At 67.4% G+C, this 16594-nt stretch carries 17 protein-coding genes; 14 read left to right on the top strand and 3 right to left on the bottom strand.

Annotated features, from left to right (window positions below; all coding sequences use genetic code 11):
• Positions 1 to 58: 58 nt before the first annotated feature.
• From ileS to ndk, 4 genes are read left to right on the top strand one after another with little or no spacing between them, the layout of a single operon-like run.
• Positions 59 to 3352 carry an isoleucine--tRNA ligase gene (gene ileS, locus AC14A7_RS11435; RefSeq protein ID WP_484009134.1) on the top strand — a complete coding sequence of 1098 codons (3294 nt, stop codon included), beginning with the start codon at positions 59 to 61 and terminating at the stop codon, positions 3350 to 3352.
• Positions 3345 to 4841, top strand: coding sequence for a bifunctional folylpolyglutamate synthase/dihydrofolate synthase (locus AC14A7_RS11430; RefSeq protein ID WP_484009133.1), 1497 nt, complete (start codon positions 3345 to 3347; stop codon positions 4839 to 4841). Before ileS ends, AC14A7_RS11430 begins: the two co-directional genes overlap by 8 nt.
• Positions 4838 to 5215 carry a DUF4233 domain-containing protein gene (locus AC14A7_RS11425; protein ID WP_484009131.1) on the top strand — a complete coding sequence of 126 codons (378 nt, stop codon included), beginning with the start codon at positions 4838 to 4840 and terminating at the stop codon, positions 5213 to 5215. Before AC14A7_RS11430 ends, AC14A7_RS11425 begins: the two co-directional genes overlap by 4 nt.
• Positions 5212 to 5631 carry a nucleoside-diphosphate kinase gene (gene ndk / locus AC14A7_RS11420; protein ID WP_484009129.1) on the top strand — a complete coding sequence of 140 codons (420 nt, stop codon included), beginning with the start codon at positions 5212 to 5214 and terminating at the stop codon, positions 5629 to 5631. Before AC14A7_RS11425 ends, ndk begins: the two co-directional genes overlap by 4 nt.
• Before the next feature lie 78 nt (positions 5632 to 5709).
• Here ndk and AC14A7_RS11415 read toward each other — a convergent pair whose 3' ends face one another.
• Both AC14A7_RS11415 and AC14A7_RS11410 read right to left on the bottom strand, forming a co-directional pair.
• Positions 5710 to 6600: a thioredoxin domain-containing protein gene (locus AC14A7_RS11415; protein WP_484009127.1), complete on the bottom strand. Its 891-nt coding sequence runs from the start codon at positions 6598 to 6600 to the stop codon at positions 5710 to 5712.
• 20 nt (positions 6601 to 6620) lie between these two features.
• On the bottom strand, positions 6621 to 7220 hold the full coding sequence (locus AC14A7_RS11410; protein ID WP_484009125.1) for a vitamin K epoxide reductase family protein: 600 nt from the start codon (positions 7218 to 7220) through the stop codon (positions 6621 to 6623).
• A 423-nt stretch (positions 7221 to 7643) separates the two neighbouring features.
• On the opposite strand from AC14A7_RS11410, the gene AC14A7_RS11405 reads away from it, so the two are divergent.
• Positions 7644 to 10061 carry an Rne/Rng family ribonuclease gene (locus AC14A7_RS11405; protein WP_484009123.1) on the top strand — a complete coding sequence of 806 codons (2418 nt, stop codon included), beginning with the start codon at positions 7644 to 7646 and terminating at the stop codon, positions 10059 to 10061.
• Between the two features lie 33 nt (positions 10062 to 10094).
• Here AC14A7_RS11405 and AC14A7_RS11400 read toward each other — a convergent pair whose 3' ends face one another.
• Entirely contained in the window at positions 10095 to 10367 is a 273-nt protein-coding gene (locus tag AC14A7_RS11400; protein ID WP_484009121.1) for a DUF4031 domain-containing protein, read from the bottom strand.
• Positions 10368 to 10398: 31 nt separating this feature from the next.
• Here AC14A7_RS11400 and AC14A7_RS11395 point away from each other — a divergent pair, with 31 nt between their 5' ends.
• The 9 genes from AC14A7_RS11395 (at position 10399) to AC14A7_RS11355 (ending at position 16590) form a co-directional block, all read left to right on the top strand.
• Positions 10399 to 10932, top strand: a complete 534-nt coding sequence (locus tag AC14A7_RS11395; RefSeq protein ID WP_484009119.1) for a hypothetical protein — start codon at positions 10399 to 10401, stop codon at positions 10930 to 10932.
• On the top strand, positions 10925 to 11464 hold the full coding sequence (locus AC14A7_RS11390) for a hypothetical protein (RefSeq protein ID WP_484009117.1): 540 nt from the start codon (positions 10925 to 10927) through the stop codon (positions 11462 to 11464). Before AC14A7_RS11395 ends, AC14A7_RS11390 begins: the two co-directional genes overlap by 8 nt.
• A gap of 2 nt (positions 11465 to 11466) precedes the next feature.
• A complete protein-coding gene (locus tag AC14A7_RS11385) occupies positions 11467 to 11967 on the top strand; it encodes a hypothetical protein (RefSeq protein ID WP_484009115.1) in 501 nt (166 codons plus the stop codon).
• An 88-nt stretch (positions 11968 to 12055) separates the two neighbouring features.
• Complete coding sequence (gene rplU, locus AC14A7_RS11380) at positions 12056 to 12364, top strand: 50S ribosomal protein L21 (RefSeq protein ID WP_484009113.1); 309 nt, start codon at positions 12056 to 12058, stop codon at positions 12362 to 12364.
• A gap of 11 nt (positions 12365 to 12375) precedes the next feature.
• Positions 12376 to 12630, top strand: a complete 255-nt coding sequence (rpmA, locus tag AC14A7_RS11375; RefSeq protein ID WP_484009111.1) for a 50S ribosomal protein L27 — start codon at positions 12376 to 12378, stop codon at positions 12628 to 12630.
• 76 nt (positions 12631 to 12706) lie between these two features.
• Complete coding sequence (obgE, locus tag AC14A7_RS11370) at positions 12707 to 14266, top strand: GTPase ObgE (RefSeq protein ID WP_484009109.1); 1560 nt, start codon at positions 12707 to 12709, stop codon at positions 14264 to 14266.
• Positions 14256 to 15047: a glutamate 5-kinase gene (gene proB, locus AC14A7_RS11365; protein ID WP_484009107.1), complete on the top strand. Its 792-nt coding sequence runs from the start codon at positions 14256 to 14258 to the stop codon at positions 15045 to 15047. Before obgE ends, proB begins: the two co-directional genes overlap by 11 nt.
• Positions 15048 to 15057: 10 nt before the next feature.
• A complete protein-coding gene (locus tag AC14A7_RS11360) occupies positions 15058 to 16320 on the top strand; it encodes a glutamate-5-semialdehyde dehydrogenase (protein WP_484009105.1) in 1263 nt (420 codons plus the stop codon).
• A gap of 48 nt (positions 16321 to 16368) precedes the next feature.
• Positions 16369 to 16590, top strand: a complete 222-nt coding sequence (locus AC14A7_RS11355) for a hypothetical protein (RefSeq protein WP_484009103.1) — start codon at positions 16369 to 16371, stop codon at positions 16588 to 16590.
• Positions 16591 to 16594 lie beyond the last annotated feature (4 nt).

Below are 16594 nucleotides of genomic sequence, written 5' to 3'. Positions count from 1 at the left end.
GTGGTACCGCGGCCAGAGAGGTCGTCCTCGTGTGAACTTCCATCACACCAGGAGCCAGATGTACCCCCGCAGCTTTGATCCCGACGCCACCGACACGGTCGCGGTCCCCGCGAGCCCGAGTTTTCCGGCGATCGAGGAGCGTGTGCTCGCGTTCTGGAAGAACGACGCCACCTTCCAGGCGTCCATCGACAAGCGCGACGGCTGCGAGGAGTGGGTCTTCTACGACGGCCCCCCGTTCGCCAATGGCCTTCCCCACTACGGTCACCTGCTGACCGGCTATGCCAAAGACGTCTTCCCGCGCTTCCAGACCATGCGCGGCAAGCAGGTGCACCGGCGCTTCGGCTGGGACACCCACGGCCTGCCCGCCGAGCTCGAGGCGATGCGCCAGCTCGGCATCACAGAGAAGCGCGAGATCGAGGAGATGGGCATCGCCGCCTTCAACGCGAAGGCTCGCGAGTCGGTGCTCAAGTACACCCAGGAGTGGGAGGACTACGTCACCCGCCAGGCCCGCTGGGTCGACTTCGAGAACGACTACAAGACCCTCAATGTCGAGTTCATGGAGTCGGTCATCTGGGCCTTCAAGCAGCTCTACGACAAGGGGCTCGCCTACGAGGGCTTCCGCGTGCTTCCGTACTGCTGGCACGACGAGACGCCGCTCTCGAACCATGAGCTGCGCATGGATGACGACGTCTACAAGATGCGCCAAGACCAGTCGGTCACGGTCACCTTTCCCCTCGACGGAGCCAAGGCGGAGGCGCTCGGCCTCACTGCGGTCAAGGCGCTCGCGTGGACCACGACCCCGTGGACACTGCCGACGAACCTCGCGCTCGCCGTCGGCCCGGCGGTGGAGTACTCGGTGCTGCCGAGCGGCCAGAACGGCGCGGCCGATGGCGCTGCAGAGGGGCAGAGCGAGTACCTGCTCGCCACCGACACCATCGGCGCCTACGCCAAGGACCTCGGCTACGAGTCGGCGGACGCAGCGCGGGCCGCCGTCAGCCGCACCATTCTCGGAGCCGACCTCGACGGCGTCACCTACGACCGCCTCTGGGACTTCTACGCCGACACCGAGGTGCACGGCACGCAGAACGCCTGGCAGATCCTCGTGGCCGACTACGTCGCCACGGGCGAGGGCACGGGCATCGTGCACCAGGCTCCGGCCTACGGTGAGGACGACCAGATCGTCACCGGCGCCGCCGGCATCCCCGTCATTATCTCGGTGGATGACGGCGCGCTGTTCCTGCCGATCATCGAGCCGGTGGCGGGCCTGCAGGTCTTCGAGGCCAACAAGCCACTCACCCAGCTGCTGCGCGCCGAGGGCCGCCTGCTGCAGGTGCGCAGCTACGAGCACAGCTATCCGCACTGCTGGCGCTGCCGCAACCCGCTCATCTACAAGGCGGTCTCGAGCTGGTTCGTGCGCGTGCCGGAGTTCCGCGATCGCATGGGCGAGCTCAACCAGGAGATCAACTGGGTGCCGGAGAACGTCAAAGACGGGCAGTTCGGCAAGTGGGTCGGCAACGCCCGTGACTGGTCGATCTCGCGCAACCGGTACTGGGGGTCGCCGATCCCGATCTGGAAGAGCGACAACCCGGAGTACCCGCGAGTCGACGTCTACGGCTCGCTGGATGAGCTCGAGGCCGACTTCGGAGTTCGCCCCACCGACCTGCACCGCCCATACATCGACGAGCTCACCCGCCCGAATCCCGACGACCCGACCGGCCAGTCGACGATGCGCCGCATCGAGGACGTGCTCGACGTCTGGTTCGACTCCGGCTCGATGCCCTTCGCCCAGGTTCACTACCCGTTCGAGAACCGCGAATGGTTCGACAGCCACAGCCCGGCCGACTTCATCGTCGAGTACATTGGGCAGACGCGCGGCTGGTTCTACACGCTGCACACGCTCTCGACGGCGCTCTTCGATCGCCCGGCGTTCACGAACGTCATCAGCCACGGCATCGTGCTCGGCTCCGACGGCCAGAAGATGTCGAAGAGCCTTCGCAACTACCCGGATGTCTCCGAGGTCTTCCACCGCGACGGCGCCGACGCGATGCGCTGGTTCCTCATGTCGTCCTCCGTCATCCGCGGCGGCAACCTCGTCGTGACGGAGGAGGGCATCCGCCAGGGCGTGCGGGAGCTGCTGCTGCCGCTGTGGAGCACCTACTACTTCTTCACGCTCTACGCCAACGCCGCTGCACCCAACGGCTACGAGGCGCAGTGGCGCACCGACTCGACCAACGTGCTCGACCGCTACCTGCTCGCCAAGACCCGTCAGCTCATCGACGACGTCACGGGTGAGCTCGAGGCGCTCGACAGCCCGATGGCCGCAGGCAAGCTGCGGGACTTCGCCGACGTTCTCACCAACTGGTACGTGCGTCGCTCGCGCGACCGCTTCTGGTCGGGGGATGACCGCGACGCGTTCGACACGCTGTACACCGTGCTCGAGACGGTCACCCGGGTTGCCGCGCCGCTCATCCCGCTGGTCGGCGAGGAGATCTGGCAGGGCCTGACCGGTGGCCGCAGCGTGCACCTCGAGGACTGGCCTGACGCAGAGCGGTTTCCGAAGGACGACGCCCTTGTAAGTGCGATGGACCGCGTTCGCGAGGTCGCGTCCGCCGGGCTCGCACTGCGCAAGGCGACCGGGCTTCGCGTGCGTCTGCCGCTCGCGAGCCTCACGGTCGTCAGCACGGGTGTCGAGCTCGCCGAGGCGGAGGCGATCCTGCGCGAGGAGCTCAACGTCAAGCACGTCGGCTTCCGCGCGCTCGACGAGGGAAGCCTCGAGAGCTTCGGCATCTCGCGCCGGCTGTCGGTCAACGCGCGGGCTCTTGGCCCCCGCCTCGGCAAGCAGGTGCAGCAGGTCATCCAGTCGGCGAAGGCCGGGGACTGGGTCGCCGATGGCGACTCGGTGACCGTCGGCGGCATCCCGCTCGAGGTGGGAGAGTACGACCTCGAACTCGACGCGGCCGGCTCCGGTGCGATCTCGTTCCTTGCCGACGGAGGGTTCGTCATCCTCGACACGGTCACGACCCCAGAGCTCGAGGCAGAGGGGCTCGCGCGCGACGTCATCCGCGTCGTGCAGGACACCCGCAAGGCCGCCGGCCTCGAGGTCAGCGACCGCATCGAGCTCACCGTGATCGGCGAGAGCGAGGCGGATGTCGCATCCGTGACCACGTGGATCGCCACGATCGCGGCAGAGACCCTGGCAACCAGCCACGCGGTTTCGCTCTCGGCGCAGCCCGGAATAGCCGCCGTGGACGGCGCGCCGGGTGCCCAGCGTGCGACCATCGAAGCGGGCCAGTACGCGAATGCCGGAACGCTCGTTATCGATGTGCGGAAGGCCGGTGGCGTCAATGTCTGACAACGACACGTCTGATGAGAACAACAGCTTCGACGATGGCGCCGACCTCCCAGAGGAGGAGTCCCCGCTCGGCATAGGCGACCTGAGCCCCTTCGCCAACCCGGAGGGCTCGAACATCGACGACGACTCCGACTGGGACTTCGACGACTCCGAGTACGCAGAGGCGGCAGCCGCGGTCTTCGACGACCTGCTCGCCCGCACGGGAGAGTCGATGCCGCAGCCGAGGCTCGAGCCGACCCGCCGGGTCGTCGAGCTGCTCGGCGATCCGCAGCGCTCGTACCCGATCATCCACATCACGGGCACGAACGGCAAGACGTCGACGAGCCGCATCATCGAGAGCATCCTTCGGGCCTACGGCCTGCGCACCGGGCTCATGACGAGCCCGCACCTCGAGCGGGTCAACGAGCGCATCGTGATCGACGGCCAGCCGATCTCGAACCGCGCGCTCGCGACCAACTGGGAGGACATCCAGCCGTATCTTGCCCTCGTCGACAGCGAGCTGGAGGCCGCTGGCGACGAGCCGATCACCTACTTCGAGGCGCTCACCGTGCTTGCCTTCGCGAGCTTCGCCGACGCGCCGATCGACGTCGGCATCATCGAGGTCGGCATGGGCGGCGAGTGGGACTCGACCAACGTCGCCGACGGCCAGGTCGCGGTCTTCACGCCCATCGCGCTCGATCACACCCAGCGGCTCGGCAGCACGGTCGCCGAGATCGCCCGCACCAAGTCGGGAATCATCAAGCCGGTCGCGAACGTCGTGTCTGCGCGGCAGCAGCCGGAGGTGCTCGCCGAGCTCGAGCGCGCGGTCGAGCTCACCGAGTCGACGATGTCGCTCGAGGGCGGCGACTTCTCGCTCGAGTCGACGACCGTCGCCGTCGGCGGGCAGCTCATCACCGTGCGAGGACGAGCGGGGCTCTATAAAGACGAGTTCCTTCCGCTGTTCGGCGACCACCAGGCGCAGAATGCGGCAGTGGCGATCGCTGCGGTCGAGTCGTTCCTCGGTGGCGGCTCCCAGGCTCTCGTCGGCGACGTGCTCACCGAGGGGCTCAGCTCTGTCACGAGCCCCGGCCGGCTGCAGCTCGTCGGCATCGAGCCGAGCGTCATCGTCGACGCGGCGCACAACCCGCACGGAGCGGCCGCGCTCGCTGCGGCGATCAAGGAGTACTTCACCTTCGACGAGATCGCGGTGGTGATCGGGGTGCTGAACGACAAGGATGCCGCTGGCATCATCCGTGCGCTCGCCCCCGTCGCGACGCTGTTCGTTGCGACCCAGTCGCAGTCGGAGCGCGCGATCCCCGCCGACGAGCTTGCCGAGCTCATCCGCGAGGTGACCGACGACGTCAGCGAGGCCGAGTCGACGGCAGAGGCTCTCGATGAGGCCCGCGCCTGGGCGGCCAAGGGCGCCAAGCGGGCCGTTCTCGTGACGGGATCGATCACCCTGGTCGGCGAGACGATCTCGCTCGCCCGCACAGAGGGATGGAAACAGTGAGCAGGCAGAGGCGCGAGCGGTCGGCGAGCGAGTCGCTGCTGTCGATCACGCTGCTGCTCGAGGGCTTCCTTGTATTCTTCGTCGCCCTCACCGCCTTCTCGCTCAAGGTCGTGACGCCGCTGCAGGCGCTCGTCGGGGGAGTCGTGCTCATCGCGCTGCTCGCCGCTGCCGGTCGCGCAGCGCGCTACCCGGCCGGCCGCTGGTTCGGCTGGGTGCTGCAGCTTGCCCTCATCGCGCTCGGCCTCATCCTTCCGCTCATGTACGTCATCGGAGCGGGATTCCTCGCGCTCTGGGCCTTCTGCTTCGTCAAGGGCCGCGCCCTCGACGCTGCGAAGGCCGCTCACATCCAATCAATGAAAGAGTCAACTCCATGACCACAATCGAAGAGACCCTGGTTCTCATCAAGCCCGACGGTGTCGCCCGCAACCTCATCGGCGAGATCATCGGCCGCATCGAGGCGAAGGGCTACCAGGTCGTCGACCTTCGCCTGCTGCAGGCCGACCGCGACCTCCTCGGAGCGCACTACGCAGAGCACGAGGGCAAGCCGTTCTACGAGCCGCTCGTGACGTTCATGGAGAGCGGACCGGTCGTCGCCATTCGCGTGGCCGGGCACCGCGTCATCGAGGGCTTCCGCTCCCTCGCGGGCACCACCGACCCGACGACCGCGGCGCCCGGCACCATTCGCGGCGACCTCGGCCGCGACTGGGGCCTCGCCGTTCAGCAGAACCTCGTGCACGGCAGCGACTCGGTCGAGTCGGCCACGCGCGAGCTCGCGCTCTGGTTCGACTAGCCCCGTCGGCGAGACCCCACAGACAGAGAAGGATGCCGGTCCCTTGGCGGGTCCGGCATCCTTCTCGCTGTTCTGGCGCTATTCGGCGTCGGTGCCGTCGGTCTCCGCCTCTGGAGCGAGCGCAAGGCCGATCTCGCTCACGAAGGCCTGGAACGCCTCGGGGTCGTCTGGGGCACCCTCGTACTTCTTGCCGTTGACGATCACAGTAGGCGTCGACGCGATCCTGTCGAGGTCGCTGTTGGGAATCGCGGAGGCGGTGCGCTTCGTGGCGTCCTCAGCCCACTGCACGTAGCGCTCGTCGTTGATGCACTCGACGACCTTGACGTCGGTCACCCCCGCCTGCGCTACGACAGAGGCGATCTCCTCGTTCGTGAGGCCGGAAGTGGCCTCGGCGGGCTGGTTGGCGAACATGGCGGCGTTTGCCAGGAAGAACGAGTCCGGCTGGTACTCGGCGATGCACGCCGCGGCGCTCGCAGCGCGCGACGAGTATCGCGTGCCCTGCGACGCGCTGTCGAGGATGGCAATGGGGTGGTACTCGACCGTGGCGAGCCCCTGCGACACCCAGGTCCTGATGGTCTCGGCGTTTGTCTGCTCGAACTGCGCACAGAACGGGCACTGGTAGTCGACGTACATGACGATGTTGACGGTGTCGGCGTAGTCGTCGGGGTTGGTCGGCGCCGGTGTGCCGTCGACCGGGATTCCGTCGTTGCGCACGGCAACGATCTCGCCCGTGCCGTCGCCGGTGAGCAGGATGCCGTCGCTCGCCATGTTCTCTGGACCCGCGATCGGCGGCTTGATCGAGCTCTGCACCACGAGGATGATCACGACGGCGACAGCCACCGCGCCGAGCACGACGCTCACCTGGGTGATGATGCGGTTGCGGCGGCGGCGCTTCTTCTCCTCCTCGCGCATGATGCGCGCGGTCTCGCGGGCGTAGTCGCGGCGCGCCTTCTTCGATTCTTCAGCCATGGGTTGTCCTTTCGGGCGGGTCAGATGGAGGCAAGCACGTCGAGTCGCAGCTGGGCGATGACGGCGACGACGAGGTAGCTGAGAACGGTGATGGCGGGAACCCACGAGGCGAGAGCACTCGCGACGGAACGCACGCGCGCGTTGCCGGTGATCGTTCCGTCGCGCAGGCTCGTGATCACCACGAGCCAGAAGGTGGGAATGACCGCGGCCCACGTGACCATGCACCACGGGCAGAGCGTGCCGAGCACGAAGATGCTCGTCGTGATCAGGAAGATCACGAGGGCGAGCGCCGCGACGACTCCAATGGTGAACAGGATGCGGAACCAGCGGTCGAAGCGCGCGCCAGCCAGCAGCGCGGCGCCAACCACGATCGGGGCGACCCATCCGGTCAGCCCGAGGATCGGGTTGGGGAAGCCGAACAGCGACCCCTGCCATGACTCGAGGTTGGCGCGGCACTGCACGAGGATGCTGAAGTCGCACGACAGCGACGCATTCGGGTCGGCGAGAAGGGCGAACTTCTCCACTGTCAGCGAGAATGCGGCGATCCAGCCGACGATGCCGGCAACGATGAGGACTATTGCATAGGCGATCGGGCGCCGATCGACGCTGGAGTCAGTCACCCACGGATTATGACACGCAGTCTGTATGCGCACGCTGACAGCCGCAGGGTGCCAGCAGACAGAGCGGCCGTGGGTCGGTCAATGCCGGGTAATCGGCAATACATGCGATAATTTGATGACGCCAGCCGAGCCGCGCTCGACCTGGCACCCAAAGAAGGCTTACCGGGCAACAAACCGGGCGGGAACCGCAGTGGTTCTCACGGATAGCAAGTTCCGTGGTTCACGTGGTGACAGCCGTGATCCAGCCGCCAGAGCAGACGGTGCGACAGCACGCACACGTGCGCAGCACATAGGCACTGAGCACGACATGCCGGCGGCAGACCTGAAGGATTAGTAGCGGACCAGCCCTGGAGGCCGGTTAGCGCACGAGAGAAGTACCCGGTGGGTGGCGCGGTTGCCCACCCGGGCCAGGAGACACCAGCAATGGTGAATGAAAACGACAACGAGATCGATGGCGCCGGTTCGGCGGAGAACAGCACTGGAGAGCCGCCGAAGAGGCGCTCGCGTCTGCTGGGCAAGGCGACCGCAGACACAGCGTCTGCCGACGAGAAGCCCAAGCGCGGACTCCGCGCCCGCAAGGCGGTCGCAGAGCCGAAGTCGGCCGCGGCCCACGTGAACGCGGAGCCAGCCGATCTGACCCCAGCCGACGAGAGCCCAGCCGACGAGGCCCCAGCCGCCGCTTCCGAGACGGCAGCGGAGCCCGTCGCCGAGGCGCCGAAGCGTCGCCCGACGACGTCCCTCATCTTCCAGGCGCCGCCGATGACCACGCCGGTCATCGACGACCTGCCGCAGCCGACGCGTGGCGGCAGAGGCCAGCAGCGCGAGCGCGTTCCGCAGGATGCCGACCAGGGTGACGACAGCGGCACCGTGCGCCGCCGCTCCCGCCGGCGTCCGGGCGAGGAGCCGCGCGACGGCGACGACGCCCCCAACACCGTCGTGCGCGTACGCCAGCCGCGACCAGAGCCGGTGCTCAGCAACGAGCCGACCCGCGTCAAGGGCTCCACCCGCCTCGAGGCCAAGAAGCAGCGACGCCGTGACGGCCGCGATGCAGGCCGCCGCCGCCCCGTCATCACCGAGAGCGAGTTCCTCGCGCGGCGTGAGAGCGTCGACCGGGTGATGGTGGTTCGCTCGCGCGACAACCGCATCCAGATCGCCGTTCTCGAAGACGGCGTGCTCGTCGAGCACTACGTCGCCAAGAGCCAGGACATGTCGCTCATCGGCAACGTCTACCTCGGTCGCGTGCAGAACGTGCTGCCGAGCATGGAGGCCGCCTTCGTCGACATCGGCCGCGGCCGCAACGCCGTGCTGTACTCGGGCGAGGTCGACTGGGATGCCGCAGCAGCAGAGGGCGACGGCAAGAACCAGGCGCGCCGCATCGAGCTCGCACTCAAGCCCGGCGACAAGGTGCTCGTGCAGGTCACGAAAGACCCGGTCGGCCACAAGGGCGCCCGCCTCACCTCGCAGGTGAGCCTGCCCGGCCGCTACCTCGTCTATGTGCCGAACGGCTCGATGAACGGAATCAGCCGCAAGCTGCCCGACACCGAGCGCGCTCGCCTCAAGAAGATCCTCAAGGAGGTTCTGCCCGACAACGTCGGCGTCATCGTGCGCACCGCCGCCGAGGGTGCGACAGAGGAGCAGCTGACGCTCGACGTGCAGCGCCTGACCAACCAGTGGGCGGAGATCAGCCACCTCGTCGAGTCGGCACAGGCTCCTGCCCTTCTGCACTCCGAGCCCGACCTGCTGGTCAAGATCATCCGCGATGTCTTCAACGAGGACTTCCACAAGCTCGTCATCTCCGGCAGCGACGCGCAGCAGACCATCGAGTCCTACCTGCGCGGCGTCGCGCCTGACCTCATCGACCGGGTGCAGACCTTCGAGGGAACCAACGACCCCTTCGACGAGTACCGCGTCAACGAGCAGATCGAGAAGGCGCTCGACCGCAAGGTCTGGCTGCCATCCGGCGGCTCTCTCGTCATCGACCGCACCGAGGCCATGACGGTTGTCGACGTCAACACCGGCAAGTTCGTCGGCTCGGGCGGCAACCTCGAGGAGACGGTCACCAAGAACAACCTCGAGGCCGCGGAGGAGATCGTGCGCCAGCTTCGGCTTCGCGACATCGGCGGCATCATCGTCGTCGACTTCATCGACATGGTGCTCGAGTCGAACCGCGACCTCGTGCTGCGCCGACTCGTCGAGTGCCTCTCCCGCGACCGCACCAAGCACCAGGTGGCTGAGGTCACCTCGCTCGGCCTCGTGCAGATGACCCGCAAGAAGCTCGGACTCGGCCTGCTCGAGACGTTCAGCGAGCCGTGCGAGGTCTGCGCCGGTCGTGGCATCGTCATCCACCACGAGCCGGTCAACCGACGCCACGTGCAGCAGCAGCCGCAGTCGGAGCCCGGCACCGGGCGTCGCAGTCGCGGCGGTCGCGGCGGCAACGGTGGCAGCGGCAGCAGCGCTGGCAGCCAGCCGTCGCAGCGCTCGACGCCGACGTCGAACGGCGGAGGCTCCAACGGCACCCACGCGATCACCGATGACGTGCGCAACGCCCTCGCGCGGGTCGCGGCGAAGACGGTGCATGCCGACCACGAGCAGCCGGCCATCACGCACGAGGACCCGACACCGGCCGACGTGCCAGTGAATGTCGCCATCGAGATTCTCGACATCCCGGTGGCGAAGAAGGAGCGTGCGCCGCGCCGTGCCCGCCCCGCGGAGACAGACGAGCTTCTCGGCTCCGTGCTCGAGGCACTGCCAGAGCCCAAGCAGCCGGGGCAGGGGCGCTCGCGCGTCTCGCGCCGTGCCGGCAGCGCGGGTGCCGTGGTCAGCGCGCCGATCAGCGAGTAGTCCGCGACATCCGGTCGAATCGAGAAGCGCGGTCTACGGGCCGCGCTTCTCGCGCTGGGTCACGCGAAGCCCGCTGTCGCGGAGGCGCGTGACCATCTCCCGAACTCCCACGGGAACGGCCCCGCGTGCAACGAGGTCGTCGTAGCGGGATGCCGGAACGTCGTAGTGGTCGTGATCGAAACCGCGGCGGGGTAGCCCCGCAGCCTCCGCGAAAGCGTGCAGCTCGTCAAGGGAGTGGTCGCTCACAAGGTGACCCCATAGAGTGTTGTGCGCAGGCCAGATGGGCTGGTCGATCAAGACCGTCATTGCCTGATCTAAGCATGAAAGGCCACTGGATTTGTCCCTCCTCGACCTGCGGGCCGACGGCGCCAGCCGCCCCGCGCTCTACATCGCCGCCCTGTCAGCGGCATACCTTGCCGCCGCCGCTCTCATCAAGGTCGTCTCCGGCTCGATCGCCGAGGTGATGACGGGGCCAGACCTCTTCGTCATCGGCATGCAGTGGGGAGACTTCGCCTCGTCGATGTTCCGCTACGTGGTCGTCTTCTCCCTCGGGGTCTTCCTTGTGCTGTGGCTGCTCGCTCCCATCTCTGCTGGCATCACCCTTCGGCTCACCATCGCGCGAGCGGCCCTTGCGGTGGTCGGGGGAGCGCTGCTGACCGTCATCGCCGGGCTCATCCTCGGGATTGCCGGCACCCTCTCGTCGAGTCTCTTCGGCGCGCGCATGCCAGAGGTCGACGGTCTCGGCTACCAGGTGGTGGGGGCCGTGCAGGGCTTCTTTGCCACGACAGTGGAGCTCGGGCCCGTCGTGCTCCTCGCGGCAGTACTGATCTGGCTACGCCTTCGAGCCCTGTCGGCCGTGCCGAATGGCTGACGGCCGCATGTCGCGCACGCTCGTCTCGCTCGCGCGGCGCCGCGGCAGGCTGCCAGCGCTCGTCGCTGCTCTCGGCATCGCGGTCGTGCTGCTGATCGGCCGAATTCTCAACGAGATACTGGTGTGGGCGGCGCGGGGAGCGGATGACAGCATCGACTGGCCCGCAGTTCTCGACTTCCTCCCACTCGCGCTTCCCTTCGCCCTCGGAGTCTTCCTCGGTCTCTGGCTGATCGCCCCGCTCGCCGACGAGCTGACGCTTCCCTTCGTATTCACCCGTGGCGCTCTCGCGACGGCGGCAGGGGCGATCCTCGTGATTGTCGCGCAGCTCGTCACAGCCGTGGTCGACTCGGTCAGCCCAGGGCCGTTCGATGGGCGGGCACTGGCTCAGGATGCCGTTCTCGGCGTGCTGACGGGCGCCGCGAGCTTCATCAACCACCTGGTGCTCGTGCTGTTCGCCTCCGTGCTGTTGTGGCTCTGGCTGCGGGCGCACCCGATGGACTACGCGGTCTCTGGACTGATCGACGAGGTCTAGGGGTGCGCACGACGATTGTGCAGGCGGCGGTGACGGCATCCGCGATTCTTCTCGCAGCCTTCGGCTCGCTCGCGGCATCGAGCGTCATCGGCGTGGTGTCATCCCAGGGTCGCTACCCGGAGTCGATGGTCGAGTATGCGCTGCCCGCCCTCGGAGCCGCAGCGGAACGCTGGATCCTGCCGGTTGCGGCCTTCGGCGTTGCGGTCTTTGCCGGGCTCGTGATGGTGGCGCGTGCGTCGCAGCGCACCGCATCCGTGGTGCTCGGCGCACTCGCCATCTCTGCGGTTGCGGGCTTCGTCGTTGCCGTCGCTCTCGCCGCGCAGCTCGCTCTCGAGCTCGATGCAGTGGAGTCGCGACGGATGCTCGCGCAGGTAGCCATGAGCGCTATCGGGGCCAGCGGAACGGTCTTCCTCACCGGTGCTCCGATGGTCGTCATCGGAGCCATGCTGCTGCGTTCATGGCGCGCCCGTCGAGGTTTGACCGAAGGGCCAGACGCCCTGTAGTCTTGACCCTTGGTGTGCGCTGGGCAAAGCCCGCGATCCACTCCACCAGTCTTCTCGAGGCGCTTGCCTCCAAAAGTTAGGTAACCAAATGGTTTACGCAGTTGTGCGCGCCGGTGGGCGTCAGGAAAAGGTTGAGGTCGGCACCATCGTCGTGCTCGACCGCATCAAGGCTGACGACAAGGGCAACGTCTCGCTCGTTCCCGTGCTGCTCGTCGACGGTGACAAGATCACCAGTGGAGCCAAGGACCTCGCGAAGGTCAAGGTAACCGCTGAGGTTCTGAACGACCTTCGCGGACCGAAGATCGTCATCCAGAAGTTCAAGAACAAGACCGGATACAAGAAGCGCCAGGGCCACCGCCAGGAGCAGACTCGTATCAAGATCACAAGCATCGCGTAGGGGCTGAACACATGGCACACAAAAAGGGCGCATCGTCCACTCGTAACGGCCGCGACTCGAACGCACAGCGCCTCGGCGTGAAGCGCTTCGGCGGCCAGGTCGTCTCCGCTGGCGAGATCATCGTGCGCCAGCGCGGTACGCACTTCCACCCCGGCGCCAACGTCGGCCGTGGCGGCGACGACACCCTCTTCGCCCTCGAGGCCGGTGCGGTGCAGTTCGCAGCAAAGGGTGGCCGTCGCGTCATCAACATCGTGGTGGCTTCCTAGTCGCACGGCAGTTTTTCACGTAAGGGCGAGCATCATGCTCGCCCTTACGCATTTCTCTTGAGAGCAGGCAGTACACATGGCTTCGTTTGTCGACCAGGTGACGTTGCACCTTCTCGCAGGGCACGGCGGCAACGGCTGCGTGTCAGTCAAGCGCGAGAAGTTCAAGCCGCTTGCCGGCCCTGACGGTGGCAACGGCGGCAACGGTGGAGACATCGTCTTGGTCAGCGATGTGCAGACCACGACCCTGCTCAACTACCACCGCTCGCCCCACCGCAAGTCAGAGCACGGTCAGCCGGGCCAGGGCGACCTCAAGGCCGGTACCTCTGGCGCGGAGATGATTCTTCCCGTTCCCGTCGGAACGGTCGTCAAGAACGCTGCGGGCGAGCAGCTCATCGACCTCGACCAGCACGGCATGCGCTTCGTCGTCGCCGCGGGCGGCCAGGGCGGACTCGGCAACGCCGCCCTCGCCAACACCAAGCGCAAGGCTCCCGGTTTCGCGCTGCTCGGCACGCCCGGCTTCGAGGGCGATGTGCAGCTGGAGCTCAAGGTAGTCGCCGACGTCGCATTCGTCGGCTACCCCTCCGCCGGCAAGTCCTCTCTCGTGGCCGCGCTCTCTGCCGCCAAGCCGAAGATCGCCGACTACCCCTTCACCACGCTCCACCCCAACCTCGGCGTCGTCGAGTCGGGCGAGACCCGTTACACCGTCGCGGATGTGCCCGGCCTCATCGAGGGAGCCAGCGAGGGCAAGGGCCTCGGGCTCGAGTTCCTCCGGCACGTCGAGCGATGCTCCGCGCTGCTCCACGTGCTGGACTGCGGCACCCTCGATCCGGGACGCGACCCGCTCAGCGACCTCGACATCATCCTCGGCGAACTCGCCGCCTATCCCGTGCCCGATGGCCAGCTGCCGCTGCTCGAGCGCCCGCAGCTCATCGCGCTCAACAAGACCGACGTACCAGAGGGCAAGGAGCTCGCGGAGTTCGTGCGCCCCGACCTCGAGGCCCGCGGCTACCGCGTCTTCGAGGTGTCTGCTGTCTCTCGTGCTGGGCTGCGCGAGCTCTCGTTTGCCCTTGCCGAGATCGTGGAGGCCGACCGGGTCGCCAAGGTCGCCGCAGAGGCGATCAAGCCGCGCATCGTCATCCGCCCGAGAGCCGTCAACGAGGCCGACTTCGTCGTGCGCGTCGAGGGCGGCTCGTACGGAAACCTCTACCGCGTCATCGGGGCCAAGCCGGAGCGCTGGGTGCAGCAGACCGACTTCGAGAACGACGAGGCCGTCGGATTCCTCGCCGACCGCCTTGCCAAACTCGGCGTCGAGGACGAGCTGTTCAAGGCAGGGGCCGTTCCCGGCTCAACCGTCATGATCGGCGAGGGCGGCGGTGTCGTCTTCGACTGGGAGCCGACCGTCTCCTCCGCAGCGGAGCTCATTGCGAGCCCCCGCGGCACCGACGCGAGACTCGACGAGGGCCGCCGACAGACAAGCAAGGCCAAGCGCGCGAGCTACCTCGAGCGCATGGACGCCAAGTCCGCCGCACGTGCAGAGCTCGAGGCCGAGCGCGCCGCCGGCATCTGGAGCGACGACGAGGGCTTCGAGATCGTCGTGAGCCGTGAGGAACGTGAACAGGCGGATCGTGACCAGTAGCATCACCTCGCGCGCGGCTATCAAGGGCGCGCGGCGCATCGTCGTGAAGGTCGGCTCCTCGTCGATCAGCGGGGCCAACGTCGGCCAGATCGAGCCCCTCGTCGACGCACTCGCGGCGGCGCATGCGAACGGATCGCAGGTGATCCTTGTGTCGTCTGGCGCTATCGCGACCGGCATCCCGTACCTGTCCCTCGACGGGCGCCCCACCGACCTCGCGACGCAGCAGGCCGCCGCCGCCGTCGGCCAGAACGTGCTCATCTACCGCTACCAGAACAGCCTCGACCGCTACAGCATCGTCGCAGGACAAGTGCTGCTGACCGCGGGCGACCTCGAGAACCCGACGCACCGCGGCAACGCCCAGCGCGCCATGGAGCGACTGCTCGACCTGCGCATCATGCCGATCGTCAACGAGAACGACACCGTCGCAACGCACGAGATCCGCTTCGGCGACAACGACCGCCTTGCTGCGCTCGTCGCCCAGCTCGTGGGGGCGGATGTTCTCGTGCTGCTGAGCGACATCGACGCCCTCTACACGCACCCTCCCGGCGAACCGGGAGCGACGAAGATCGCGACCGTGCCATTCGACGACGACCTCTCCGGTGTCACGTTCGGCGACATCGGTGCGGCCGGGGTTGGCACTGGCGGTGCCGGAACCAAGGTCGCCGCTGCGAAGCTCGCCGCGGCATCCGGCACCCCAACGCTGCTCGCCGAGACCGGCCAGGTTGCCGAGGCACTCGCCGGGGCCGACATCGGCACGTGGTTCGAGGCTGCTTCTCTCTAAACTTGTGGCCATGAGCACCCTCACCGCCACGTCGTTCACCGAGAAGCTCGAGGCCGCGCGCTCTGCCTCGACCGTGCTCGCCACCGCAACGACCGAGACGAAGAACGCCGCACTGCTCGCTATCGCCGCTGCCGTCGAGGCGGCTGCCGACCGCATCGTGCCGGCCAACGAGCTCGACCTTGCCAACGGCCGGGAGAACGGCCTCGCGGTCGGCCTGCTCGACCGGCTCACCCTCACACCGCAGCGCCTCGCCGGGCTGGCGTCTGCCGTGCGAGAGATCGTCGCCCTCGCTGACCCCGTCGGGGGAGTGGTACGCGGCAGCAGCCTTCCCAACGGCGTGCAGCTGACCCAGGTGCGTGTTCCCTTCGGTGTCATCGGGGCCATCTACGAGGCGCGGCCCAACGTGACGGTCGACATCGCCGCGCTCGCGCTCAAGAGCGGAAACGCGGTCGTGCTGCGGGGTGGCAGTGCCGCAGAGAACAGCAACCGGGTGCTCGTCGCCATCATCCAGGAGGCGCTCGACTCCGTCGGGCTGCCTGTCGAGTCGGTGCAGACGATTGACGAGTTCGGTCGGGATGGCGCCCGGCAGCTCATGCAGGCGCGCGGCTACGTCGACGTGCTGATTCCTCGAGGCAGCGCCGACCTCATCACCACGGTGGTGACAGAGTCGAAGGTTCCCGTCATCGAGACCGGTGCCGGGGTCGTGCACGTGTACCTCGATGAGAGCGCCGACGTCGAGATGGCCGTGGAGATCGTCAGCAACGCGAAGGTGCAGCGTCCGAGCGTCTGCAACGCTCTCGAGACGTTACTGGTGCACGAGTCGGCCGCTGCCAGCCTCCTTCCTCCCGTGCTTCGACGACTGCGCGAGCAGGGTGTGACGCTGCACTCCGACGAGGCGGCACTGGCGATCTTCCCGGATGCCGTGCCTGCCACAGAGCTCGACTGGCAGACCGAGTACATGACCCTCGACCTCGCTGTGCGTGTCGTGCCTGATCTCGATGCTGCCATCGACCACATCCGCCAGTACTCGACCCACCACACCGAGTCGATAGTCACCAACGACCTCGCGAGAGCAGAGCGCTTCCTTGCCGAGGTCGACTCCGCTGTCGTCATGGTCAACGCATCCACACGGTTCACCGATGGCGGGGAGTTCGGCTTTGGCGCAGAGGTGGGCATATCGACACAGAAGCTGCACGCGCGAGGCCCGATGGGCTTGCCAGAGCTCACGAGCACCAAGTGGATCGTGCGCGGCACGGGCCAGGTGCGCAAGTAGCCCAGCCAGCCTCGCTAGGATTGTCAGGCACCGACGAATGGAGATCTCATGTCGCTGAACCTCAGCACCGCGGTTGCGAGCATCGCAGCCGAGACCGCAGAGCATTCCGCTGACCCGACGGTGCCGTTCATCGCGGCAGGAATCGCCTTCGTCGTCTTCCTCTTCCTCGGCATCGTGACCTGGAGCTACCGCGACGTCGCGAACCGCACCACGCGAGGTCGAGACGCTGCCGCCCACGGTGGCGCTCACCACGACAGCCACGGCCACTAGGCCG

The organism is Conyzicola sp., assembly GCF_057073975.1.
The sequence above is the reverse complement of the archived record's forward strand: the minus strand, read 5'-3'. Positions and strand labels throughout refer to the sequence as shown.

Excerpts from the sequence above, each read along its gene's own strand:
- ileS (WP_484009134.1), top strand. The coding sequence starts at position 59 with ATGTACCCCCGCAGCTTTGATCCCGACGCCACCGACACGGTCGCGGTC.
- AC14A7_RS11430 (WP_484009133.1), top strand. The coding sequence starts at position 3,345 with ATGTCTGACAACGACACGTCTGATGAGAACAACAGCTTCGACGATGGC.
- ndk (WP_484009129.1), top strand. The coding sequence starts at position 5,212 with ATGACCACAATCGAAGAGACCCTGGTTCTCATCAAGCCCGACGGTGTC.
- AC14A7_RS11415 (WP_484009127.1), bottom strand. The coding sequence starts at position 6,600 with ATGGCTGAAGAATCGAAGAAGGCGCGCCGCGACTACGCCCGCGAGACC.
- AC14A7_RS11405 (WP_484009123.1), top strand. The coding sequence starts at position 7,644 with ATGGTGAATGAAAACGACAACGAGATCGATGGCGCCGGTTCGGCGGAG.
- AC14A7_RS11400 (WP_484009121.1), bottom strand. The coding sequence starts at position 10,367 with ATGACGGTCTTGATCGACCAGCCCATCTGGCCTGCGCACAACACTCTA.
- AC14A7_RS11390 (WP_484009117.1), top strand. The coding sequence starts at position 10,925 with ATGGCTGACGGCCGCATGTCGCGCACGCTCGTCTCGCTCGCGCGGCGC.
- rplU (WP_484009113.1), top strand. The coding sequence starts at position 12,056 with ATGGTTTACGCAGTTGTGCGCGCCGGTGGGCGTCAGGAAAAGGTTGAG.
- rpmA (WP_484009111.1), top strand. The coding sequence starts at position 12,376 with ATGGCACACAAAAAGGGCGCATCGTCCACTCGTAACGGCCGCGACTCG.
- obgE (WP_484009109.1), top strand. The coding sequence starts at position 12,707 with ATGGCTTCGTTTGTCGACCAGGTGACGTTGCACCTTCTCGCAGGGCAC.
- AC14A7_RS11360 (WP_484009105.1), top strand. The coding sequence starts at position 15,058 with ATGAGCACCCTCACCGCCACGTCGTTCACCGAGAAGCTCGAGGCCGCG.
- AC14A7_RS11355 (WP_484009103.1), top strand. The coding sequence starts at position 16,369 with ATGTCGCTGAACCTCAGCACCGCGGTTGCGAGCATCGCAGCCGAGACC.